22 protein-coding genes, 1 tRNA gene and 1 other RNA gene are annotated in these 23694 nt (G+C 72.4%); 5 read left to right on the top strand and 19 right to left on the bottom strand.

Features of this window, described 5'->3' with window-relative positions:
* Positions 1–66: 66 nt before the first annotated feature.
* The 5 genes from AB0N68_RS01635 to ffs all read right to left on the bottom strand — a co-directional run bounded on the left by AB0N68_RS01635 (position 67) and on the right by ffs (position 4924).
* Positions 67–1287, bottom strand: a complete 1221-nt coding sequence (locus tag AB0N68_RS01635) for an acetate/propionate family kinase (RefSeq protein ID WP_292798074.1) — start codon at positions 1285–1287, stop codon at positions 67–69.
* Entirely contained in the window at positions 1284–3413 is a 2130-nt protein-coding gene (gene pta, locus AB0N68_RS01640; RefSeq protein WP_280570021.1) for a phosphate acetyltransferase, read from the bottom strand. Before pta ends, AB0N68_RS01635 begins: the two co-directional genes overlap by 4 nt.
* Positions 3414–3475: 62 nt before the next feature.
* The gene (locus AB0N68_RS01645) at positions 3476–4174 is read right to left on the bottom strand and encodes a hypothetical protein (RefSeq protein ID WP_313366739.1); all 699 of its coding nucleotides are present in this window, start codon (positions 4172–4174) and stop codon (positions 3476–3478) included.
* Positions 4171–4779, bottom strand: coding sequence for a rhomboid family intramembrane serine protease (locus tag AB0N68_RS01650; protein ID WP_280568572.1), 609 nt, complete (start codon positions 4777–4779; stop codon positions 4171–4173). Before AB0N68_RS01650 ends, AB0N68_RS01645 begins: the two co-directional genes overlap by 4 nt.
* A gap of 48 nt (positions 4780–4827) precedes the next feature.
* Positions 4828–4924: signal recognition particle sRNA small type (gene ffs / locus AB0N68_RS01655), an RNA gene on the bottom strand.
* A 65-nt stretch (positions 4925–4989) separates the two neighbouring features.
* Between ffs and AB0N68_RS01660 the strand changes: the two genes are divergently transcribed.
* The 4 genes from AB0N68_RS01660 to AB0N68_RS01675 all read left to right on the top strand — a co-directional run bounded on the left by AB0N68_RS01660 (position 4990) and on the right by AB0N68_RS01675 (position 12477).
* Positions 4990–7923 carry a DEAD/DEAH box helicase family protein gene (locus AB0N68_RS01660; protein WP_292797591.1) on the top strand — a complete coding sequence of 978 codons (2934 nt, stop codon included), beginning with the start codon at positions 4990–4992 and terminating at the stop codon, positions 7921–7923.
* A 109-nt stretch (positions 7924–8032) separates the two neighbouring features.
* Positions 8033–9022 carry an AAA family ATPase gene (locus AB0N68_RS01665; protein WP_187662170.1) on the top strand — a complete coding sequence of 330 codons (990 nt, stop codon included), beginning with the start codon at positions 8033–8035 and terminating at the stop codon, positions 9020–9022.
* Positions 9023–9032: 10 nt separating this feature from the next.
* Positions 9033–10223: a DUF58 domain-containing protein gene (locus AB0N68_RS01670; RefSeq protein ID WP_259951376.1), complete on the top strand. Its 1191-nt coding sequence runs from the start codon at positions 9033–9035 to the stop codon at positions 10221–10223.
* Positions 10210–12477: a transglutaminase TgpA family protein gene (locus tag AB0N68_RS01675; RefSeq protein WP_292797587.1), complete on the top strand. Its 2268-nt coding sequence runs from the start codon at positions 10210–10212 to the stop codon at positions 12475–12477. The genes AB0N68_RS01670 and AB0N68_RS01675 overlap by 14 nt, the downstream gene beginning before the upstream one ends.
* Positions 12478–12495: 18 nt before the next feature.
* Here the strand turns inward: AB0N68_RS01675 and trhO are convergent, their stop codons facing one another.
* From trhO to mpaB, 12 genes are all read right to left on the bottom strand, one after another.
* The gene (trhO, locus tag AB0N68_RS01680; protein WP_292797584.1) at positions 12496–13404 is read right to left on the bottom strand and encodes an oxygen-dependent tRNA uridine(34) hydroxylase TrhO; all 909 of its coding nucleotides are present in this window, start codon (positions 13402–13404) and stop codon (positions 12496–12498) included.
* Positions 13405–13433: 29 nt separating this feature from the next.
* Positions 13434–14165: a hypothetical protein gene (locus AB0N68_RS01685; RefSeq protein WP_187662174.1), complete on the bottom strand. Its 732-nt coding sequence runs from the start codon at positions 14163–14165 to the stop codon at positions 13434–13436.
* A complete protein-coding gene (locus AB0N68_RS01690; RefSeq protein WP_259951372.1) occupies positions 14162–14890 on the bottom strand; it encodes an ABC transporter permease in 729 nt (242 codons plus the stop codon). Before AB0N68_RS01690 ends, AB0N68_RS01685 begins: the two co-directional genes overlap by 4 nt.
* Positions 14887–15609 carry an ATP-binding cassette domain-containing protein gene (locus tag AB0N68_RS01695; RefSeq protein ID WP_259951371.1) on the bottom strand — a complete coding sequence of 241 codons (723 nt, stop codon included), beginning with the start codon at positions 15607–15609 and terminating at the stop codon, positions 14887–14889. Before AB0N68_RS01695 ends, AB0N68_RS01690 begins: the two co-directional genes overlap by 4 nt.
* Entirely contained in the window at positions 15606–17291 is a 1686-nt protein-coding gene (gene mpaP, locus AB0N68_RS01700) for a daptide biosynthesis intramembrane metalloprotease (RefSeq protein WP_292797577.1), read from the bottom strand. The genes AB0N68_RS01695 and mpaP overlap by 4 nt, the downstream gene beginning before the upstream one ends.
* Positions 17288–18100 (bottom strand): daptide-type RiPP biosynthesis methyltransferase, encoded by an 813-nt coding sequence (gene mpaM / locus AB0N68_RS01705; protein WP_292797574.1) that lies wholly within the window; start codon positions 18098–18100, stop codon positions 17288–17290. The genes mpaP and mpaM overlap by 4 nt, the downstream gene beginning before the upstream one ends.
* Before the next feature lie 68 nt (positions 18101–18168).
* Entirely contained in the window at positions 18169–18288 is a 120-nt protein-coding gene (gene mpaA3, locus AB0N68_RS01710; RefSeq protein ID WP_292788270.1) for an MpaA3 family daptide-type RiPP, read from the bottom strand.
* A 10-nt stretch (positions 18289–18298) separates the two neighbouring features.
* Positions 18299–18424: an MpaA2 family daptide-type RiPP gene (gene mpaA2, locus AB0N68_RS01715; RefSeq protein WP_257721411.1), complete on the bottom strand. Its 126-nt coding sequence runs from the start codon at positions 18422–18424 to the stop codon at positions 18299–18301.
* Positions 18425–18468: 44 nt separating this feature from the next.
* Entirely contained in the window at positions 18469–18603 is a 135-nt protein-coding gene (mpaA1, locus tag AB0N68_RS01720) for an MpaA1 family daptide-type RiPP (protein WP_259951368.1), read from the bottom strand.
* Positions 18604–18608: 5 nt separating this feature from the next.
* Positions 18609–19781 carry a daptide-type RiPP biosynthesis dehydogenase gene (gene mpaC / locus AB0N68_RS01725; RefSeq protein WP_280568602.1) on the bottom strand — a complete coding sequence of 391 codons (1173 nt, stop codon included), beginning with the start codon at positions 19779–19781 and terminating at the stop codon, positions 18609–18611.
* Complete coding sequence (mpaD, locus tag AB0N68_RS01730; protein ID WP_280568605.1) at positions 19778–21037, bottom strand: daptide-type RiPP biosynthesis aminotransferase; 1260 nt, start codon at positions 21035–21037, stop codon at positions 19778–19780. Before mpaD ends, mpaC begins: the two co-directional genes overlap by 4 nt.
* Positions 21034–22101, bottom strand: coding sequence for a daptide biosynthesis RiPP recognition protein (gene mpaB, locus AB0N68_RS01735; protein ID WP_280568608.1), 1068 nt, complete (start codon positions 22099–22101; stop codon positions 21034–21036). Before mpaB ends, mpaD begins: the two co-directional genes overlap by 4 nt.
* A gap of 165 nt (positions 22102–22266) precedes the next feature.
* Here mpaB and AB0N68_RS01740 point away from each other — a divergent pair.
* Positions 22267–22354 (top strand) — tRNA-Ser (locus AB0N68_RS01740).
* A 52-nt stretch (positions 22355–22406) separates the two neighbouring features.
* On the opposite strand, the gene AB0N68_RS01745 is transcribed toward AB0N68_RS01740, so the two are convergent.
* Positions 22407–23009, bottom strand: a complete 603-nt coding sequence (locus AB0N68_RS01745; RefSeq protein WP_187662180.1) for a GNAT family N-acetyltransferase — start codon at positions 23007–23009, stop codon at positions 22407–22409.
* Positions 23010–23027: 18 nt separating this feature from the next.
* On the bottom strand, positions 23028–23669 hold the full coding sequence (locus AB0N68_RS01750; RefSeq protein ID WP_232089083.1) for a phosphatase PAP2 family protein: 642 nt from the start codon (positions 23667–23669) through the stop codon (positions 23028–23030).
* Positions 23670–23694: the final 25 nt, after the last annotated feature.

The following is a 23694-nucleotide window of genomic DNA, read 5'->3' on the forward strand; positions in this document are numbered from 1 at the left end:
GCACCTCTCCGTGCCACTGTGCAAGCGTAATGGCGGTGGCGCGCGCGGGGTAACCCCGGACCGGGATCAGAGCAGCTCGGCGGTCTGCCTGGCGATCTGCAGCTCCTCGTCGGTGGGGACGACGAGGACCGTCACGGCGGACGCATCCGTGGAGATGACACGGATGCCGCGCTCGTTCGCCTCGTTGCGGGCGGCATCGATCTCGATCCCCGCGAAGCCGAGCGTCGCCATCGCCGCTGCCCGCACAGGGGCCGCGTTCTCGCCCACGCCGGCGGTGAAGGACACGACGTCGACCCCGCCGAGCTGGGCGATGTAGGCGCCGGCGTAGGCCCGGAGACGGTGGACGTACACGTCGAAAGCGAGTGTCGCGGCCTCTTCGCCCGCAGCGACCCCGGCGAGGATGTCGCGCATGTCGCTGCGACCGGCGAGGCCGGCCAGCCCGCTGCGGGTGTTCAGGAGCGCGTCGAGGTCGTCGATCGTGTAGCCGGCGCGGCGCGACAGGTGCACGAGGGCGGCCGGATCGAGGTCGCCCGAGCGCGTCCCCATGACGAGCCCCTCGAGCGGGGTGAGGCCCATCGACGTCTCCACCGAGCGGCCGCCGTCGATCGCGGTGACCGAGGCGCCGTTGCCGAGGTGGAACACGAGCTGCCGCAGGGAGCCGAGATCGCGCCCGAGAAAACGCGCGGCGGCCTCGCTGACGTACTGGTGGCTCGTGCCGTGGAAGCCGTATCGACGGACCCGGTGCGCGGCGGCGAGCTGCGCGTCGATCGCGTAGGTGTAGGCCGCCGGCGGGAGCGTCTGATGGAACGCCGTGTCGAACACCGCGACGTGCGGGACGTCGGCGAACACGGCGCGGGCCGCCCGGATGCCGGCGAGGTTCGCGGGGTTGTGCAGCGGCGCCAGCACGGCGAGCTCGTCGATCTGCCGCTCGACGTCGGCATCGATCAGGGTCGGCGCGTAGAAGCGCGCCCCACCGTGCACGACCCGATGCCCCACCGCGACCGGCGGATGGGCATCGAGCGAAGGACCGTGCGCGGCGAACTGCGCGCGCATGACCTCGAAGGCCGCAGCGTGGTCGGGGATGGGCTGCTCGTCGCGGTAGGTGGCGTCGAGCATCGTGGCCGACGGTCCGTCACCCGGCTCCGGGCGCACGGTGTGGGCGACAGGGCTGGACTCCTGTCCGATGCGCTCGATGAGCCCGCTGGCGAGTTCGTCCTCGTGCGCGGTGTCGATGAGGCTGTACTTCAGCGAGGACGACCCGCTGTTGATGACGAGGATCGCGCTCACGCCCCCTCCCCCGATCGCTCGTCGCCCTGGGCCTGGATCGCCGTGATGGCCACCGTGTTCACGATGTCGTCGACGAGCGCACCGCGGGACAGGTCGTTGATGGGCTTGTTGAGCCCCTGCAGCACCGGACCGATGGCCACGGCGCCGGCGGAGCGCTGCACCGCCTTGTAGGTGTTGTTGCCGGTGTTGAGGTCGGGGAAGACGAACACGGTCGCCCGCCCCGCCACAGCCGAATCCGGCAGCTTGGCCTTGGCGACCGCCGCGTCGGCGGCGGCGTCGTACTGGATGGGGCCCTCCACCAGGAGTTCGGGAGCGCGCTCGCGCACGAGTGCCGTCGCCGCCCTGACCTTGTCGACGTCGGCTCCCGACCCGGACTCACCGGTGGAGTACGACAGCATCGCCACGCGGGGGTCGATGCCGAACTGCCGGGCGGTGGTGGCGGACGAGATCGCGATGTCGGCGAGCTGCTCGGCCGTGGGATCGGGGATGACCGCGCAGTCGCCGTACACGAGCACGCGGTCGGCGAGGGCCATGAGGAACACGCTGGAGACGACGTTCACACCCGGCTTCGTCTTGATGATCTCGAAGGACGGACGGATCGTGTGCGCCGTGGTGTGCGCGGCACCGGAGACCATGCCGTCGGCGAGTCCGAGGTGCACCATCATCGTCCCGAAGTAGGAGACGTCCGTGACGGTGTCGGCGGCCTGCGCGAGCGTGGTCCCCTTGTGGGCGCGCAACCGGGCGTACTCGGCGGCGAAGCGCTCCACGAGGGCCGGGTCGGTGGGGCTCACCACGTGCGCACCGGCGATGTCGAGGCCGAGCTCCGCCGCCCGCGCACGGATCGCGCCGTCGTCGCCGAGGATGGTGAGCTCCGCCACCTCCCGGGACAGCAGCGCCGCCGCCGCGCGGAGGATGCGGTCGTCGTCGCCCTCGGGGAGGACGATGTGGCGGCGGTCGGACCGCGCGCGTTCCATCAGTCCGTACTGGAACATGAGCGGCGTGACGACGTGCGACTCGGCGAGCCCGAGCTGCTCGGTGAGCTCGGCCACGTCGACATGCGCCTGGAAGAGTCCGAGTGCCCGGTCGTAGCGACCGCGCGAGTCGGCGGAGATGCGACCGCGGGCGCCCATCACCCGTACCGCCGTGTCGTAGGTGCCGAGGTCGGTCGTGATGATCGGCACCGAGGAGGCGAAGCCGTCGAGCAGCTGGAGGATCGGTCCGGGCAGGGGGAAGGGACCGTTGAGGATGATCCCGGCGATCCGCGGGAACGTGCCGGAGGAGTCGGCGAGGAGGGCGGCGAGCAGCACCTCGGTGCGGTCGGCGGGGATCACGACGACGGCCTCGTCGGTGAGACGCGGCAGGACGTTCACCATCGACATCCCGGCCACGACGATGGACAGCGCGACCGCGGTCAGGCGATCCTCGTCGCCCTTGAGCAGCGTCCCGTCGACGGCGGAGACGATGCCGCGGATGGACGGTGCGACGAGCGCGCGGTCCTCGGGCAGCGCCCAGACCGGGGTGCCGGCGGGGAGGACGGCGCGCACCGCGTCGACGATGGCATCGAGCCCGTCCGGGTCGGCCCTGTTCACGGCCACCGCGAACAGCTCCGCGCGCTCCTCGGCGAGTTCCGGCAGCGCGAGGGCGGCGATCTGGCCCACGGCGGCGGGCACCCGCGCGGTCGTGGTGCCGAGCTGCTCGGCCTGTCGCTGCTGGTCGCGCCCGCTCAGCACGAGCAGGACGGGGGCGCCGAGGTTCGCCGCGATCCGGGCGTTGAAGCCGAGCTCCGCGGGGCTCGCGACGTCGGTGTAGTCGCTGCCGACGATCACCACCGCGTCGCACTGCGCCTCGACGGCCTTGAAGCGGGCGACGATGGTCGACAGCGCGCCCTCCGGATCGGCGCGCACATCGTCGTAGGTGACGCCGATGCAGTCCTCGTAGTCGAGCTGGACGCCGTCATGGGCGAGCAGCAGCTCGAGGATCTCGTCGCGCTCCGCGACCGCCCGGGCGATCGGGCGGAAGACCCCGACGCGCGGTGACACGCGCATCAGCGCGTCGAGCGCCCCCAGGGCGATCGTCGACTTCCCGGTGTGGCCTTCGGCCGAGGTGATGTAGATGCTCCGCGACACGGCTCCAGCTTAGGCGGGCGCCCCGACACCGCACCCCACAGCTGCCGTGACAATCGCGGCGGTCACTCGCACGGACCGGAGAGCACGTCGACGACCGCCGTCGCGTCCTCCTGATACCGCGTGTAGTAGTCCCGATCGGTGTTCACCTGCACCCGGTGGATGGCATGCGAGGGCGCCATCGACGGCCAGTCGGGCACGCGTCCGAGGCGCTCGAAGAACAACCGGGCGGCGGTGGCCGGATCCATCCGCTGCTCCGCGCTCCCCCACCAGTCCTGCTGCTGGAAGAGGCCGATGCTCGTCGTGCGCGATCCATCCGGATTGGTCCAGCCGCGCGTCTCCCAGTCCCCGTAGTCGATGTTGCGCAGACTGCTCTCCCCCATCGCGGTCATGACGCCGAGGATCTGGCCGTCCCGCGCGAACCCGAGCTCGTCGGCGGTCCGGATGATGGTCGCAGCGTTCTCGAGCTGTTCACCGCTCCATCCGGCCACCCCTGCCTGGGGGAAGGTCGACGGACGGTCGAGGCAGACCGGCGCCGGATCCCTCGCCAGCCCCAGCGGGATGAGCACGAGCAGCGCCGCCCCCGCGGCCACCACGGCGGCGGACACGGCGACGCGCCGCAGGGTCCGCTTCCGCTGTGCGCGCCGGGCGGCTCGACGGCGGGCCTCGCGGCGTCGGCGGTTGGCGGCCTCGCGCGACGCGGCGGGCCGCCGGGTCGACGTGGTCCGCGTCCCCGTCGTCCTCCTCGTGCGCGGAGCCGTCATCGTCCGATGGCGCGGCGCTGGTCGGGACGCCGTCCGGCGAGCGCGGCCGCACCGCCTCCGATGGCGCCGAAGAGGTGCCCCTGCCAGGACACGCCGTCCGCCACTCCGAACACCCCGGCCAGCATGGTGCCGCCGTAGAGGCCGATCACGACGACGGCGATCACCGCGTAGAGGATGCGATGCGCCACCCGGCCGGGGGCGAACACCCGCATCACCACGTAGCCGAAGTAGCCGAACACGAGTCCGGAGGCGCCGACCGTCAGCGTGCCGGGCGCGTTCACGAGCCAGGTCCCGAGCCCGCCGACGACCGCGACGATCACGGTGACCGCCCAGAATCGGCGCGTGCCCTCGACGGCCACCAGGCAGCCCAGCACGAGGAACGGGACGGAGTTCGCGATCAGATGCGCCCAGCTCGCGTGCAGCAGCGGCGCGAACACGATCCCGAGCAGCCCGGCGGGATCCCACGAGCGGATGCCGAGGCCGCTGAACGAGCCCGGCAGCACGGCGTCCGCGAACTGCACCGCCCACATCGCCGCGAGCAGCAGCACGGGCGACGCGAATCGCCGCAGCGGATGCTCGGGTCTGGCCGGCGGAGGAACGGTCACCGCTCGATTGTCGCAGGAGCACCCTGGGGCCGGCTGGACGCGGGCAAAAGAAAAGACCCTCCGCGCACCCAGCAGAGCCCGGTTACCCTTGCTGCGTTTCCGCCCTGGGGGAATTGGCCTGGATGCCGCCACGCGGAGAGCCGTCGTCCACTCTACCCGACGCCGACCGGCGCGATGACACACCGCACTCTTTGAGAGACTGTGCAGGTCATGGATCCGCTCGCCCACCCGCTCTCGTCGTGGCGGTTCCGCGGACCGCTGCGCACGTACCAGGCCGAGGTGCTGGAGCGCATCGAGGTCGGCTCCGACGAGAAGATGCACGTCGTCGCACCGCCGGGTTCCGGCAAGACCCTGCTCGGACTGCTGCTCGCCGCGCGGGAGGGACACCGCACGCTCGTCCTGACTCCGACGCTCACCATCCGCCAGCAATGGCTCCGGGAGGCGCGGAAGCTCGCCCCCGAGGACGACGCTGTCTCGGACGATCCGCGGCGGCTCGGAGACCTCACCGTGCTGACCTACCAACTCCTCAGCGTCACCGGCGACGGTTCGCCGTTCGAGGAGCTGGCGCGTCATCGGTGGATCGCCGAGCTCGCCGAGACCGATCGGTCCGAGGCCGATGCGGCGACCTGGCTCGCCACACTCGAGGTCGACAATCCCGATCGCTACCGCTCAGGACTGCGGCGGCGGGTACGCCGGGTGCGCCGCTCGTTCTCGCAGCAGCGCCCGGAGGAGCTGGCCCGGGTGCTGCACCCCAACGCCGTGGAGGTCATCGACGCGATCGTCGGCTCCGGAGTGCGCACGATCGTCCTGGACGAGTGCCATCACCTGCTCGACCACTGGGCGCTGGTCGTCGCCTACCTGGCGGCGCGCATCCGGGCCGCGGGATCGCCCCCGGTCCTGATCGGCCTGACGGCGACGCTCCCCTCCCCCGACGACGGTGTCGAGTACGAGAACTACACGCGCCTGCTCGGAGACGTGGACTACGAGGTGCCCGCCCCCGCGGTGGTGAAGGAGGGCCACCTCGCGCCCTATCGGGACTCGATCTGGTTCACCCAGCCGGACCCGACCGAGGCCGCCTTCATCCGCCGGCACGAAGCCCTGCTCGCGGATCTCGTCGGGCAGGTGCTGTCCTCGCCGGATGGCGTGGCGTATCTGGAGGCGACGTTGCAGCCGGAGCCGGCGGCGGGCTCCGTGCCACCGACGGGGACGGATGACCCCGACATCGCGCGGCGGGCACGGCTGGAGCACGCGCTCTCCACGGACTTCACGCTCACCCGGGCCGCCGGCGTCGTCCTCCGAGCCGCGGCGCCGGGGCATCCGCTCGGCGCGCTCCTGCCGCCGGTGCTGTTCGGCCGCTGCACGACCGACGACCTCCTCACCGTCCTCACCCGTTTCGCGCAGACGCGCCTACTCACCGACCCCGCCGCCCTGCGCCAATGGGAGCACGTGCGCGGAGCTCTCGCGGATTTCGGCCTGCACCTCACCGATCGGGGGCTGCGACGCGGCCGGGACCCGGTGGAGACCACACTGACGTCTTCGGTGGCGAAGGACCGCGCAGCCGTGGACATCCTGCGCCGCGAGCTGAGCGGAGACGCCGGCGCCCAGATGCGGGCGGTGATCGTGACCGACTTCGTCGAGCACGGGAGCCGCCGCGGGCTCACCGGGCAGCCCGCCGGCGCGCTCCGCGTCTTCGACCTCCTGGCCGCCGACGAGGTGACAGGGACGCTGCGTCCGGTGCTGCTGACCGCCCATCATCTGCGGGTGCGGGCCGTCGATGCCGCCGACCTCGCGGAGCAGCTGTCCGCGGTGCTCGGGGACGAGGTGACGGTCGTCGACGGAGCAGGAGGCACGCGGGATCTCCGCGTCGCCGAGGCCGGACGGGGCCAGGTCGTCGCGGCCGTCTCGGAGCTGATCCGACGCGGCACCGTGCGGGTGCTCGTCGGCACCCGAGGACTCCTCGGCGAGGGGTGGGACTGCCCGTCGGTGAACACGCTGATCGATCTGACCGCGGTGGCGACGAGCACCGGCACCCAGCAGCTCCGGGGGCGCACCCTGCGTCTCGACCCCGCATGGCCGGAGAAGGTGGCGCACAACTGGTCGGTGGCGTGCGTCATCCCCGCGTCCGTCGACCTGGACAGCCCCGCCGAGACGCAGCGCCTGCGACGACGACACGGACACCTCTGGGGGCTCAGCGCCGACGACGGCACCCGGATCGTCTCGGGACTGGACCACGCGCTCCCCTCCGCCGCGATCGCCGCACTCGACGACGTCCTCGAGAAGGTCCCCGGCGCCACGATCGAGAGGATCAACGAGGAGACGCTCTCGCGGCTCCCCACCCGCGCCCAGACCAGAGCGGACTGGCGGATCGGCGAGCCTCACGACTCCCGGGAGCGCGACGTGGTCTCCGTCCGCACGACGCCGGAGGCCCGCCTGCTGCGGACGGGACCGACCCTCGCCGCTGCCGTGCCCCTGACATTCGGATTCAGCGCGACCGGCATCGCCCTCGGAACGGCGGCGTTGGGGGCGATCGGCGCAGTCTCCCTCCCGCTGGAGGCGGGCGTCACCGTCGCGGCGCTCGGCGGCGTGCTGGCGACCGCTGTGGTGTGCGGGTCCAGCGTGCTGCGCGCGTTGCACCGCCTCCGTGACCCCGCTGCTCTGTACGGCGGCGCCGCGCTGGCCATCGCCCGGTCCCTCCACGACGCCGGACGGGTGGGGCCCTTCGATGCCTCGACCGTCCGGGTGCGCAACCGCTCCGCCGCCGACTTCTGGATCGAGATCGCCGGACCGCGGAGCGACCGCGCACTGATCGCCGACGCCCTGCAGGAGCTGTTCGCCGTGGCCGAGAGCCCGCGCTTCCTCCTGCGGGTCGACCAGGGGATCTTCGGCCGGCCCGGTCCCGTGCTCGACCGCATCCGCTCGATCGTCGACCGCGCCGTCCCCGGTCGTCGTCTGCTGCCGGTTCCCGCAGCGCTCTCCCGCCGCCGAGCCGACGCCGAGGCTTTCGCCGCGCGGTGGCGGGAGACGGTCGGGCAGTGCGAGCTCCACGAACTCCGGGGGACGACGGGTCTCGCGCTGCTCCAGGTCGCCCGCCTCACCCCTGCGCTGCTCGACCCCGCGGAGCCGCGGTACCGGATCTGGGGCTGACGGCCGACCCTGCCGTCCCCGCAGACCGGCCAGCCCGACATGGTCCCGCAGGCCGTGCGGAGCGTACGATCGATGCACGCGCATCGTTGCGCCGGACGAGAGGGAACGCATGCCAGAGAACGCCCCCCTGAGCCCGGTCGCGATCGACGCCGACGGATTCGCCGCACAGACGGCGGCCATCCTCGGCTCGATCAGCCAGGTGATCGACGGGAAGCCCGAGGCCGTGCGCAGCGCCCTCGTCTGCCTGCTCGCCGAAGGCCATCTGCTCATCGAGGACGTGCCCGGGGTCGGGAAGACCATGCTGGCGCGCGCCCTCGCCGCCACCGTCGATGCCACCGTCCGGCGCATCCAGTTCACCCCGGATCTCCTTCCCGGCGACGTGACGGGCGTGTCCGTCTACAACCCCGTCGACCGCGAGTTCGAGTTCAAACGCGGCGCCATCTTCGCGCACATCGTCATCGCCGACGAGATCAACCGCTCCTCCCCCAAGACCCAGTCGGCGCTGCTGGAGGCCATGGAGGAGGGGCAGGTCACGGTCGACGGCTCCACCCACCGGCTGCCCGATCCGTTCCTCGTGGTCGCCACGCAGAACCCGCTGGAGATGGAGGGCACGTACGCGCTCCCCGAGGCGCAGCGCGACCGCTTCATGATGCGCATCTCGATGGGCTACCCCGATCCCGCGGCCGAGGCCCTCATGCTCCGGCAGCGCGACGTCGTGAATCCGCTGGCGACCGTCACCCCCGTCGCGGACGCCGCCGCGATCTCCCAGCTCATCGCGTGGGCGCGCGCCGTGCACGTGGCGCCCGCCCTCGAGGAGTACGCCGTCTCCCTCGCCCAGGCGACGCGGAACGACCCCAGCCTGCACCTCGGCGCCAGCCCGCGGGCCACGCTGCAGCTCGTCCGCGCCGCGAAGGTCTGGGCCGCGCTGGACGGCCGCGACTACGTCATCCCGGACGACATCACCGACCTGCTGATCCCCGTGTTCGCGCACCGGCTGCTCCCCGCCCGCGGGGCCCACCGTGCCGGCGCGCAGCCGGTCGAGGCCGCACTCACCCAGATCGCCGAGCGCGTCCGCGTCCCCGTCGCGACCCGCTCCTGAGGACGCGATCATGCGCCGACGTCGACTGCTCACGCCGCGCGGCACCGGTGCGCTCGTCGCCGCGCTCGGGTGCGTGATCGCGGCCAACGTCCTCGGCGCCAGGATCCTCCTGTACCTCGGGATCCTGCTGGCTGCGCTCACGCTGTTCGCCGCCCTCGCCGTGCGTCTCCCGCGACGCTCCGGAACGGTCAGCCGACAGATCTCGACCGACCTGCTCACGGTCTCGGAGACCTCGCGGGTGACGGTCCGCTTCACGCTGCGCGCCCTCCGGGTCCCGCACGGGCTCTGGCACGACGTCCTCCCCACCGCGGTCGCCGGCGACTCGGGGGGCGAGTATCCCGGGGACACACCCCAGCTGAACTACCTCATCACCGGTGTCCGCCGGGGTGTCTGGCCGCTGGGCCCCCTCCTGCTGCGCACCGTCGACCCGTTCGGTCTCGCCCAGCGCGAGCAGGCCTTCGGCGACACGCGCACCATCACGGTCGTGCCGGAGGTCTTCGCGCTCACCCCGCTCGCCGTGCGGATCGGCGCCGCGGGCGGGACCGCGCACACCTCGTCCACCCGCCTGGGCCAGGGCAGCGACAACCTCTCCCCCCGCGGCTACGCACCGGGTGACTCGATGCGACGCATCCACTGGAGGGCGACGGCGCACCGCGGCGAACTCATGGTCCGGCAGGAGGAGGAGGAGTCGAGCCCCGACGCGGTCGTCGTGCTCGACCGCGCCGCCGGCGGCTGGACCACGGGGACCGATGCCGTCGACCCGGCGTTCGAGGCCGCGGTCTCCCTGTGCGCGTCCGCCGCCGTGCACCTCGCTGCGGAGGGGTACAGCGTCGACGTGCTGGACAGCGCCGGCACGCTCCTCGGCGTGCTCCGCGGACACGAGGACGACAGGGACGGCCTGCTGGTCTCCCTGGCGATGGTGACGCCGCGCGGCGAGAGGCGCGACCTCGCCGCGCTCCTGGGCGGGACACCGCCGGGGCCGCTCGTCTACGTGACCGGTCGGCTGGACGAGGAGGACGCCGCGCTCCTGCGTCCGGCGGGGGCGGCAGCGCCGCTGCTGTTCAGTACCGATCCGCTCCCGGGAACGGAGGACGCCGCCCGCCAGCACGGTTGGACCGTGACCCGGCTCGGCGTCGACGTCGCGGATGCCTGGGACGACGCGCTGTCGGCGCGGACGGGAGCCGCCGATGTTCCGCGCTGAGCGCACGCGACCCGCCCCCGTGCCCGCCGACACCCGCGCACGCTGGCACCGTGACCGGGAGGAGCCGCCGTCCGGTGTCCTCGCTCCGGCGGCCCTCGCCGGCCTCGCGGCCCTCACGGCGCTGTGGCCGTTCACCGCCGTCATCGCTCCGGGGACCTGGTCGTTCGTCGCGACCGTCGTCATCATCGCGGTCGTGGGGATCGGCGCGCTCGTGCGTCATCTCCTACGCGGGCGTTCGGAGGGTATCGCCGGGCTGCTCGCCCTTTTGGCGCAGGTCATCGTGGCGGTCGGCGTCCTCACGCTGCTCCTCGCCGGAGACACCGCGATCGCGGGGGTCGTGCCGACGCCCCGCACCTTCGGCCTGTTCCAGGCCCTCGCATCCGCCGCGGCAGAGGAGATCGTCTTCGGTTCGGCCCCGCTGGAGGCCTCTCCGGGGCTTGCGGCCGCCCTCGGAGCGGGCTTCGCGGTCGTCGCGATCCTGCTCGATCTCCTGATCGCGAGTCGCTCCGCCGTGCTCACGACCGTGTTTCTGGGCGTCACCGGTGCGGTGCCCATGATCATCACCCTGGGTGCCCCGAATGTGGCCTGGTTCGCCCTCGCGGCGGTCGTGGCGCTCCTCGTGTTCCGCTTCACCGCACGTCGGCATCCGGAGTCACCGCGCCGCGCGTCGGCCGGCGTCGCGGTCGCCGTCGGTGCCGCCGCCGTCGCGACCACCCTCGTCGTGACGCCGCTGCTCCCGGTCGGCTCGACCATCACCGGCACCGGGGTCGGCGTGACTGTCGATGCCTCGCTACGGCTGGGCGACGATCTGCGGCAGCCGAGTCCGGTCGAGGTGCTGACCGTGGCCGCGAAGACCGACACCGCCCCGTATCTCCGCCTCACGACGCTCTCCCGGTTCGACGGCCGCGTCTGGCAGCCGGATCGCGGGGACCTGCAGTCTCAGGTCGACGGCTTCGGGGATCCGGAGTGGGGGGACGACATCACCACCGCGGAGCAGACGACCTCGATCCGGGTGCTGCGCATGTCGAGCTCCTGGCTCCCGCTGCCGTATCCGGCCACGGAAGTGCAGGGTCTGAGCGCCGCGTGGCGCGTGTCGCCCGAGAACCGCACCCTCTTCTCCCGCCGCGCCGATGCGGTCGGCAACGACTACACGGTCACCTCGCTCCGCGTGACGCCGACCTTGGAGCAGATCCGCGCCGCGGAGGCCGCCCCGCCCCTCGCGGACGCGGAGGACGAGGACGTCGAGCTTCCGGGGATCATCTCCCGGCTGGCGACGGAGGTCACCGCGGACGAGGAGACCGACTACGACCGCCTCGTCGCCCTGCAGAACTGGTTCCGGTCGCAGTTCGAGTACTCGCTGGAGACGCCGGTCGACGAGGGGTTCGACGGGACCGGCGCGGACGCGGTGGCACGATTCCTCGAAGAGCGGTCCGGATACTGCGTGCACTTCGCCGGCTCCTTCGCCCTCATGGCCGAGAGCCTGGGCATGCAGGTGCGCATCGTGGTGGGCTACCTCCCCGGGTCCCTCACGGACGAGAAGCGCGGAGACGAGTCGATCTTCTCGGTGTCGAGCGATCAGCTGCATTCCTGGCCCGAGGTGCTGTTCCCCGGGATCGGCTGGGTGCCGTTCGAGCCGACCGCCTCGCTCGGCGTCCCCACGGCCTTCCGGGCGGGCACGACCGCAGGCGGGACCGGCGGAGGCCCCGCCACTCCTGCGCCGACGACCGCACCCCAGACGGAGGAGACCTCCGGCCCCGAGGTCGATCGGCGGGATGCCGATGCCGGCTCGACGGACTCCGGAGAGCTGCGCCGGCTGGACCCGACGCCGGTGGTCCTCACCGTTCTCGGCGTCGTGGCGCTCCTCCTCCTTCCCGCGCTCGTCCGGCTCGTCGAGCGGCGCCTCCGGATGCGCCGTGCCGCTCGCGGAGACGCTGCCGCGGCCTGGGCGGAACTGCGCGACACCCTGATCGATCTCCGGATCGCGGTCTCGGATGCGGACAGTCCGCGGATGCGGGCCGCCGGTCTCGTCAGGGATGCGGGAGCCCACGAGGCTGCGCTGGGGCGGCTCATCGCGGCAGTGGAGCGCGCCAACTACGCCCGCGCGTCCGCGGCGGAGGACGACCTCGGCGCGCCCTTGCAGTCCGTGCTCGCCAGTCTCCGCGCGCATGTCGACGGGTCGACGCGGGCACGCGCACTGCTGCTGCCGCGGTCGCTCTACGCCCCGCGCGGATCAGACACCCGGCTCCTGGTGTGACCGTCGTCGTCGCGCCGCTCAGGCCCGCGTCGGCACGGTGGCCTCATGCGCCGGGCACGCGACGGCCTCGCAGTCCGCGCAGACGACGGACTGCACGCGGCACGACGGGTCAGGGCAGTTGGCGGTGCGCTTGGTCGCCGCGCCGCATCCCACGCACACACCGATGACCCGCGCGTGGTCCGAGAAGTCGACGGATCCACGCCCGTCGAAGACGTAGAGCGATCCGTCCCAGAGGCCGTCGTCGCCGAAGGTCTCCCCGTAGCGGACGATGCCGCCCTCCAGCTGATACACCTCGCCGAAGCCGCGGGCGACCATGAGACTCGACAGCACCTCGCAGCGGATGCCGCCGGTGCAGTACGTGACGACGGGCTTGCCCTTCAGGTCGTCGTAGGTGCCGGAGTCGAGCAGGCGCACGAAGTCCCTGGTGGTCTCCGTATCCGGCACGACGGCGCCACGGAAGCGTCCGATCTCGGCCTCCAGCGCGTTCCGTCCGTCGAAGAACACGACCTCGTCCCCGCGCTCGGCGACCAGGGCGTGCAGCTGTTCGGGGGTGAGCCGCGCGCCCCCGCCGACGACGCCGTCCGCGTCGACCCGCAGCTCATCCGGGGCGCCGAACGACACGATCTCGTCGCGCACCTTCACACTCAACTTCGGGAAGTCGAGGCTGCGACCCGACGCGTCGAGCCCGGTGCCCTCGCTCCACTTGATGTCGGCGTCGCGGAAGGGCGCATAGGAGCGGAATGACCGCACCCATTTCTTCAGCACCGGGAGGTCGCCGCCGAGAGTGCCGTTGATGCCCTGCGACGAGATCAGCAGCCGACCGCGCAGCCCCAACGCCTCGCCGAGATCGCGCTGCCAGACGCGGATGGCCTCCGGGTCGGCGAGCGGGGTGAACGCGTAGAAGAGGAGGATCTTGGGGGTGGCCACCCAGGAATCCTACGTCGCCTCCCGCGGGCCTAGGTCACGTCCCGCCGCAGGAACACGGCCGATCCCGCCCCCACGGCGAGGAGGATCCAGCCCGCCGCGATCGGCGCCGCCAGCAGCCCGAGTCCTCCGCCCGCCGGGATGCCGATGGCGGACCCGTCGAACCGGAAGGCGTCGAGCAGAGCAGGAAGAGGCAGGTAGACGGCGCCGGCGCTCCAGAACATCGCCACGAGCAGCCCGACCCCCATCGAGAACGCGGTGACGAACAGCGCCGCGAGATGCGCCTGCACGACGATGCCGACCCCCAGGCCCCAGAGGGCGGCGGCCGCGCCGAGGGCGAGGGCGGCCATGACGGCGGACGGATGCACGGGGATCCCGCCCATCGTGACGAACAGCGCCGCGCGGCCGCCGAGGACGGCCGCGACCGCGACGACCGCGCCGCCCAGCGCCGAGGCAGGCATACGGACGACGAGCATCGCCCACCGGGACTCCAGCATCAGTCGCTGCGCGACGACACCGTCCCGTCGGTCGATCGTGTAGCGGAATGAACCGTAGACGGCGGCGAGGATGCCGGCGTAGGTCGCGAGCACGGCGTCGAACGGGGCCACCAGTCCTTCCCGCGCCTCCCGTGGCGCATCGCCGAGCTCCGCCGGGATGCTGGTCGCCAGGGACAGGGACAGCACGAAGGCCGCCAGTGCCATCCCGAGGAGGACGACATCCCCGGCCGCGCCGCGCGCCTGCGCCCGCAGCGCCCGACCGATCACGCGACGCTCCGGCGTCCTCGGACGGCGGCGAGCGCGACGAGACCGATCGCCCACGCCACCCCGATGCCGAGGGCAGGCGCGAAGGCGAGCAGCCGTCCCTGGTACTCCGGCACGCTCAGCGCGGCGATGGCCATCCCGGGTGAGAACCGCGCGACCTCCGGTGCCGTCCGCAGCAGCGCGAACTCCAGCGCCATCGGGAAGACGAGGACGATGATCGCCGTCGCGTAGTAGTTCCGGGTGATCCAGCCGATCGCCCCGCCGATGAGAGCACCGAGGACGACCCCGGCCACGGCCCCGGCGATGATCCGCCATGCCTCGGCGGTGAAGACGAGCGCGAGCCCGTGGCGCGCGAGCAGGAGGGAGATCGCGAGCGTCCACAGCAGGAAGACGACGCCGGCCAGCGCCAGGGCGATGAGGACACCGGCGACCAGTTTCCCTCGGAAGGCGCGACGGAAGCCGACCGCCGTGAGCGTGCGGTCCATGGAGCCGTAGTAGTACTCCCGCGTCACGGGGTAGGCACCGACGAACGCCGCCGAGACGACCGACCACGCGAGCGGCTCCAGCAGTCGCGCCGTCGCCGCGCCGGCGTCGAGGCCGTCCAGAGCGAAACGCGAGCCGTCGGAGAAGAGCACGAACGTCGGCATGAGGACGGCGACGAGGTACACGGCGAGGATCGACAGCCCGCTCACCGCGCGCAGCAGCTCGCTGCGGATCACGCCGCTCACGCCGGGGCTCCCTCGACGAGGTCGAAGTACCGGCTCTCGAGCGAGTCGGCCCCGCCGGTGACCAGATCGTCCAGCCGTCCGGCGAAGAGCGCCCGACGCTTGATCACGACGACCTCGTCCACGACCTGCTCGAGTTCGGGGAGCTGATGACTGGAGACGAGGACCGTGCCGCCGCGTTCGGCGAAACCGCGGAGGAACCGGCGCAGCCAGCGGATGCCGTCGGGATCCAGCCCGTTGGCCGGTTCGTCGAGGATGAGCGTCCGCGGCGCGCCGATCAATGCGGCGGCCAGCCCGAGCCGCTGGGCCATGCCCGTCGAGTACGTCTTCACGCGGCGACGCGCATCGGCGGCCAGCCCGACCTCGCCGAGGACCTCGTCGACGCGGTCGCGGGGCGCCCCGGCGGCGAGGCGGCAGATCTCCAGATGCCGTCGCCCCGAGATGCCCGGCTCGAAGCCGAACCCGTCCATGTGGACGCCGACGTGCACGGCGGGGTTGTCGAGCGCACCGAACGGGGCCCCGTCGATGAGGGTCTCTCCTCCGGTCGGGCGCACGAGGCCGACGATCGCGCGCAGCGTCGTCGACTTCCCTGCGCCGTTCGGTCCGAGCAGCCCGACGATCGCTCCGCGGGGCACGGCGAACGACAGGTCCTCGACGGCGGTGCGGTGTCCGAACCTCTTTGTCAGGCCGCGCACCTCGATGGCGTGCTGATTCATGGTCATCCTCTCTCCTCCTCGCTCGTGGGGGTCGCCAGCGGCGACACGGCCGCCGCCCAGAGCGCATGCCACAGCGGGGTCGTGCCCAGCTCGACCCGCGCCTGTCCGGCTGCCGGCAGGGCGCTCCTCTCCCCGGTCACCTCGACCTCCGCAACGGCCGTCGCCGCGACAGTCACCCCGGGCACCCTGACCGGGTACAGCGCCTCGATCGGAACCTCGGCCTCCGCCGCAGGGCGGACCGCGGTCCTCCCCTCGCCCCGGTCCTCGTTCGCGAGGATCCCCCGCGTCGACAGGATGACGCGTGCACCGTCCGGGATGTCTGCACCGGCGTCCGCTCCTCCGCGGACCAGGACCACGCGGTCGTCGTCCACCCAGTACCCGAGTGTCGCGGCCGTCGGGACGGGGATGAGGATGCCGGCGGCCACCGTGCCGACGGCGAGCGCGGCGGTCACCGCGACGAGACGAGTCCGGGAGACACCGGATCGCCGCACACGGATCAGTGCGCGCACCAGGAGGGCGACGCCCACCACGACCACGACGCTCTCCAGGGCGAGCACGACGAGGCTCGCCCCCGGCCCGCCTCCGGCGAGCAGCTGTGCGGTCCGCACGACCGCGAACAGCACCATCACGACCGGCGCGATCAGACAGCACAGGCCGAACGGCACACTCCACCACCGCTCCAGCGCCCGAGGCTGCCGCGGACCGCCGAACAGGACGCGGGCGAGGAAGCCCGCGCCGTCGCGGACCGTCCTCCCCCGGAGATTCGGTTCGTCCAGCGCACTCATCAACGCGATGTACCCGTCGAACCGCACGAACGGGATCAGGTTCACGAGGACGACGACAGTGCAGGAGATCGCGAGGAGCAGCAGCGTCTCGCGGGCCGTCGACGCCGGCAGGCCGAGAGCCGCGAGCATCGCCACCGCCGCCGCGGTGGCGTGGACGGCCGGACCGGCGAGCGCGATCGCCACACGATGCCGACGGTCGGCGAGCCGCCATCCGTCCGTCACATCGACGAAGAACGCGGGCGTGAGGTAGAAGAGCATGAACCCGGCGCGTCGGGGCCGACCGCCCAGCCGGGTGAGGGTGAGCCCGTGCGCGGCCTCGTGGAACAGCGTCGCGAGTCCCAGCGCCACGACGACGACGACGAAGCCGGTGAGCGGTAGGGGGCGCGTGAGCACGTTCCTGAGATCGCCGGCCTGCAGGATCGCGGCGACGGCCCCGGCAACGAGCACCGCGGCGACGGCCGCGAGGGCTGCTCGGCGCGGGACGGGGACGACCAGCCGGTCCAGGCGCGCGAAGAGGGCGGGCGCACGGAGCGTCGCGAACTGCAGGGTGAACGGCGGTCGGTAGGCGACGCGGCCGGGTGGGCGGGACGTGCCCCCGTCCAGGAGACCGTTGTCGCGGAAGCGCTCCACCAGTCGCAGCACGCTCTCGTCGGTCGCCTCCGGCGCGAAGCGTACCCGCAGCGCGGAGACCGGGGTCCGGCCGTCCATCGCCGTCAGCAGGTCGACCACCGCCCGGGACAGCCGCGCGGACGGGACACCCTGCACCGTGGCGAGCCACACGGAGCCCTCGCCGGTGGGCTCGAAATCCACGCCGGTCGCCAGAGCGGGACACGTCTCCGCGGTGAGGGGGTCCCGCCCTCGTCCGCGCTGTCGCCACAGGGACCGGGAATCCGCGGCGGTCATCGCGCACCCCCTCGATCCCCGGAGAGAGACGTCGTGAGGAGCAGGATCTCCCCGGGGAAAGGAGTCCGCACCGGAGAGATCCGGGGCGCCGTGAAGCCGGCCGCGACGAGTTCGTCGGCCAGGATCTCGGGGCTCAGCACGTGCAGCCGGCTCGTGAGCACCGGCACCTCCGCGCCCGGGGCGATGTCGGCGAGACGGACCCAGTTGACCACCCGTACGGCGCCGTCGTCCTCGATCTGCTGCGCGAACAGGTAGGGCTCGTCTCCGGCGCTTCCGGGAACCACGATCTCGCGGTCGGCCGTCACCGCGAGGCGGTCCGCCGACGCTCTGCCCGCGACGGTGAGGGCGAAGACACCGGTGGAGTCGAGATGACGTCGGACACCCGCGTAGAGACGCGCCCGGCCTTCCCGGTCGAGCACTGTGATGGAGGTCGCCCCGAGGATGACCAGACCGTACGGCCCGTCGAGCGCGAGGTCGCGCATGTCCGCGACGACGCACTCGACCGTCCCGCCGTGCGGAACGGCTCCGCGGAGGCGCGCGAGCATGTCCGCCGAGAGATCGACCGCCGTGACGTGATGCCCGGAGCGCACGAGCGGCACCGTCAGCCGTCCGCTCCCGGCGGCGAGGTCGAGGACGGGACCGGGGACCGCGCGCGCGAGCACCAGGACCTCCCGGACCTCCGCCCGGTCCGGGCCGACGAGCCGGTCGTAGAAGTCTGTGCCGACCCCGGCGTACAGATCCTGCCCGCGGGCGGTCGCGCCGACCAGGTCGAGCCGTGCCGCCACGGTCTCGGTGATCAGGGATGTCATCCGTGCATCGCCTCTCCTCGCAGGGATGGTCGGGGGGTGCGGGCGGACGATCCCGCCCGCACCCTCTGTCAGGTCGCGATGGCGGCGGCTCCGCCGATGATCGCGATGATGTAGCTCGCGTGCTCCCACCACTCGAGCGGGGTGTCGATCTGTTCGAGTTCCAGGAACTCCAGCGACGTGGTCTGCAACGTGCACCTCCTAGGTCAGAGCGAGAATTCCGATGATCACGCCCACGGCGAAGCCGCGGATGTAGTCGTCGGCATCGCCCGGCGCATCCATGGCCTCGAGTTCGGTGAACTCGAGCGCCGGCAGTGCTGCGGTCATGCGTCCCTCCTTCCTCTGTCTGATCCGGATGCGGCCAGGCGGCATCAGGTGGCGGCTGCCGCGCCGATCCCGATGAGGACCAGCGCGCCGATCACGCCCTGGTAGAAGCTGTCCCAGCTGGGCGCCTCCATCGGGTCGAGCTCCTGGAATCGGATGCTCATCTCCGTGCTGTCGTTCATTCACATCACCTCCTCTCGTCCGTTCGGGGCCGGCGATCGCCGACCGGGGGCGTGCTCCACCGGGAGTCGTGGAGCACGGCGCGGATGTCCGCGGCGCGGATTCCACGCAGCATGGGTCGGTGGTCTCCCCATGCGGTCTCGACCGCGGCGGCGATCCGATCGATCTCCCGTGCGCTCGGGCGCGGCGGTGACGGGAGGTCTGCCTGATCGACGAGCGTGGCGATGCCGGCGGCCGGGTCACGCGGCAGTCCGGTCGCGTCCACGACGCCTGTCCAGAAGGCGTCGAGGCTGGCGCCGTCGCCCCAGCGGAGATCGCCCGCGCCGATCCGACGCCAGACCGCGGCGATGACCGCCACGGTGGCCGTCATCTTGCGGACGCCGAGATGGAAGGCGACCTCGTTCGCGAGGTACCAGTGTCGGGCGCTGTACGGATCGGGTCCGCGGAGCGCTGCCGTGCGCTGGGTGGCGGCGCTCAGGCGCGCGAGACGCAGGCGCCCCGCCGCCGATATCGCTTCGCCGGCTGCGACCTCGAGGAGAGCGCGGCCGAGCAGCCTCGCGTCGCGCTCCGCTCGCTCCGTCCGCGGGCTCGTCGACGCTCCGGCCACCCGGAGGAAGGCCTCCAGCGCCCCTTCCCGCACGGCAGCGGGGCTGAGCGTGGCGAGCCGTTCGGGATCGAGGACGGCGTGACGCGGGCGCAGCGGTCGACCGATGAGGAGCCGGGACCCGTACCTGTTCCGGAGGATGGCGACGCTGTTCGTCTCCGAGGACGTGCCGAGTGTCGACGGCATCGCGATGATGTCGACGGGCGGAGGCGCGTCGGGCAGGACCGTGAGCGCTGCCGTCGCCGCGTGCCGGAGGGCGAAGTCGAAGAGGCGTCCGGGGCTGAGCGCCAGGGCCGCGATCTTGCTCGCATCGAGGACGCTTCCGCCTCCGACGGCCACGATGACCTCGGGCGGGCGCCGGATGATCTCGTCGGCGATCAGGAGGACCCCGACCTCGTCCACCGCGGAGGCGTCCACCGTCATCCTCCGCACCTGCTGTGCGGTCGGAAAGGTGTGCGCGACGGCCGCGTCGGCGATCACGAGCGTGTGCCGCCCCGCCGTCAGACGCCCCGTCGTCTCTCGGGCGCGGGGCCCGTGCCACAGTGTGGGGACGCGGCCGGCGAAGGGCGCGCTCATGCCGCCGCCTCCCGCACGCGCGCCAGACCGGCCCGCACGGCACGATCGGTCTCGGCCAGTTCCGCCGGCGAGAAGCCGTAGGCGGGGATGAGCTGGAAGGAGCTCGGACCGGGGTGGACCACGACGCCGCTGTCGGAGATGGCGGACACCACCTCCAGGACCTCGGTGCCGGAGAGCGGGGAGTCGTCGGGCCGGCGGAGCCCCAGGCCGACGAAGCAGCCGGAGCCGGTGACATCGGTGACGATGCCCTCGTCCTGCCAGCTCCGGGCGAGGCGGTGCAGCGCGGTCGCCAGTGCCTGGGCGGTCGCCTCGACGTCGACACGGCGGAGCTCGTCGATCACGGCGAGGATCGCCGCGGCGCAGGCCGGCGTGCCCGCCTGCGTCTCCCCGTGGACGAAGGTCCACCCGCCGCGCGCGTAGGCCATCGCGATGCGGTGTCCGACGAGGAGCGCGGCGGCCCCCATCGCGCCGTTCGTCAGCGCCTTCGACAGGATGAGGACGTCCGGAGCGGACGCCCAGCGGTCGGTGGCGAACAGCGAGCCGGTGCGGCCGAAGCCGGTCGCGACCTCGTCCGCGACCAGCAGGAACCCGTGCCGCTCCCGCAGCTCCAGGAGACGGTGGACGAAGGCGTCGGACAGGGCGTGGGCGCCGCTGCCCAGGACCGGCTCCACCACGACCGAGGCGACGCGGGACCCCTCGCGCTCCAGCAGCGCCGCGAGTTCCTCCCCGTCGTCGGAGTGCGACACGTGCCGCACCGTCCGCCGGTCGACGCCGTAGACGGACTGCAGCAGGTCGTCGCCGCTCAGCACGTGACTGCCGTACATCGTGCCGTGATAGCTGCCGCGGAGACCGACGACGAGGGATCGAGAGCCCGCGCCCTGCTGCGCCCAGTACTGCCGCGCGAGCTTCATCGCGGCATCGTTGGCCGCCCCGCCCGACGTGGAGAAGATCACGCGGCGGTAGCGCTCGGAACCCGCGAGGGCGATGAGGGCGTCGGCGGCATCCTCGGCGTACCGGTGCGGTGCGCGGAACAGCGACAGATACGAGGCGTCGTGCGCGGCCCTGTTCACTGCTTCGGCGACCCGGGGGTTGCCGAAGCCGAGGGGGACGTTCCACAGCCCGCTCGTCGCGCACAGACGGTGGGAGCCGTCGGCGTAGGAGATCCGATGCCCGGAGGCGCCCACCGCCACGCGATCCGTCGGGAAGGCGGTGTCGGCGGGGAGCATGGATGTCCACAGCGCGTGCGGCACGCTCATCGGGTGCCGCCGCTCTGGCCGCTCTCGACCGGACGGCCGAGATGGAGGCCGAGCACCTCCAGCGCCTCGAGGCAGAGTCGCCGCGCATGCGCGTCGGGCACTCCGCACGCCCGTGCCACGCGAGCCGCCGCCAGCCCGCGCGTCCGCGAGGTCTGGATCGCGTCGACCACGGTGGCGGTCAGCGGGGACAGCAGGTGCCGGCGCCGCGTCCCGACATCGGCGAGCAGGAACCCCTCGGCGGTGTCGAGCAGGAACGGATCGGTGGCCTCGGGCTCCGCATCCGCCAGGCCGTCGTCGAGGAGCGTCCACCCGAAGCCCGCGATCCGGCCGGTGCCGTTCGGCAGGCGGAGCATCTTCCGGAGATCGGCCGCATCGAGGTACCGGCCGATCCACAGCCGGGCGTCGAGTTCGGTGATGAGGTCGGCCGAGCCGGGCACGCCGCCCAGCGCCGATGCCTCGGGCAGGGCCTGCCCGAGGACGGCGGGGAGGTCGCGCACGTGACCGATCTCCTGCCCCTGCAGCCCGAGGTGCACGCCACCGTCCGCGTCGATGCGCAGGGCGCTCGGAGTCTCCACCTCGTGCGGCCGCGCGAGAACGTGGCGACCCGCGAGCAGCACCCGGGGGTCGAGCATCGCGGCTGCGAAGACCCCGGTGCTGCGGGCGAGATCGGCGTCGTCGAGGAAGGCGCGCCAGCTCGCCTCGTCGAAGAAGCGCACGGCCGTCGGTCCGATGATCTGGACGAACGAGGCCGCGATGTAGTCCTGGAGCTCGACGCCGCGCTCCCCCAGGAAGAACTCGTCGCCGAGGTCGGCGAGCGTTCCGCTGTAACCGACGATCCTCGCCGTCCCCGGCCGCGACGTCGTTTCGAGGGGCTGGAAGATCACATCCTCGGGCCCTGCCGCCGCAGCGACAGCCTCCGCCCCCGCCTCGGTCTCCCGCAGGAACACGCGGGTGCGGGCCTCCCGCGCTCCCGTGACCCACGCCCGCAGGGCGTGCGGGCCGAGGAGCGGGTCTTCGCCCGTCGGTCCCTCGTCACGTCGTGCCGTCGTCGCACTCGTCCCCATGATCCCCCCAGAGAACCGGATCCGCTTGACGCCTTTGCGTCCTCACATGAAGATATCTGGACCTCTGATGACGTGCAATATAACAGCTTTCACCGCCACGCCCGGTGATCGCCGGTATGTCACGAGGTCGGCGGGACATCGGATAGGATGGACAGGTTGTTCCCTGGTGACGTGTCCGAGCGGCCGAAGGAGCACGCTTGGAAAGCGTGTGTTGTGCAAGCAACCGCGGGTTCGAATCCCGCCGTCACCGCCACAGACGAAGAAGACCTCCGCATCGCGGAGGTCTTCTCTCGTTTCGGGTGCCGTCAGCCGTCGAAGCGCACCCCGTACGTCAGACCACCCGGTCCGGACGGCAGCCGGGTCATGCCGAGCCGCTCGTAGAAGGCGGCCGCGCCGCTGTTCGCGGGGTCCATCCCCAGATGCAGGGCCGGGACACCGCGTCGGCGCAACTCGGCGAAGAGCGTCTCGATGAGACCGCGCCCCAGCCCCTGCCCCTGGGTCTCCGGCAGCAGGTCGATGTGCAGATGCGCCGGATACTCCGCCGCGTTCGGCTCGACGCCCGGCTCCCTCGTGTACCCGTACTCGATCAGCTTCTGCTCGCGTGTCTGCGGGTCGGCCGACCGCGGATAGCGCGCGTGAAGGGTGGGCCACCACTCATCACGGAACCAGGCGTAGAACGCGTCGGTGTCGTCGGTGGCGACGATGTAGCCGATGGTGCGCCCGTCCTCCGCCTCCACGACCCAGGCGAGGTCCGGGTGCCGCTCGACGTACGGCACCGCGAAGAGGTTCCCCCAGAGCTCGTCATCGGACAGCACCCCGGTGGCGTCTCCCCCGGCGTCGGCCGTCCGCAGGCAGATCTCGAACATCGCCGCGCGATCGGTCGGACGGTAGGGACGGATACGCGACACGGAGGCTCCTCGGGCAGGTCAGGTTCCGCTCAGCCTATCGGCGCGTGCGGTCGCCTCGACGTCGCGTCGCACCCACGGCACCAGCCAGGCCGCCAGCACGAGGACGACCCCGGCCCCGACGAACGCACCCCCGAGCGTGTCCGTCGCCCAGTGCACCGACAGGAAGGTGCGCGACAGAGCCATGAGCACGATCCATGCGGCCCCCACGATCGCCACCCACACCCGCGGGAAGAGCACCCACAGCACGAGGGCGATGGTCGCCGCGTTCGCGGTGTGGCCGGACGGGAACGAGCCGTAATCGCTCACGACGAGCATGTCGTGCGGTCGGGCACGGCCGAAGATGTTCTTCAGGAGCTGCACGGCGCCCGCGCTGACGAGGAAGCAGAGCGCGGCGAACAGCGCACCCCGCCATCGCCGCAGGAGCAGCAGGACGAGGATCGTCCCCAGCGGCACGGCGAGGATGGCGACCCAGCCGCCGCCGATCCAGTTCAGCGCGAGGGCGAAGCTCAGCATCCAGTCCGCGCGGACCGCGGCGATCGTGTCGTTCCACCACTGGTCGAGGCCCGGCGTCTGCGGATACACGAAGACGACGAGAGCGCCGAGGGCAGTGGCCAGGAGGAGGCAGGCGACGCCCCACCACAGCAGCATCCGTCGATTCATCGTCCCATTGTGTCGGACGCCCCCG

The organism is Microbacterium meiriae, assembly GCF_040685015.1.
Taxonomy (GTDB): Bacteria; Actinomycetota; Actinomycetes; order Actinomycetales; family Microbacteriaceae; genus Microbacterium; species Microbacterium meiriae.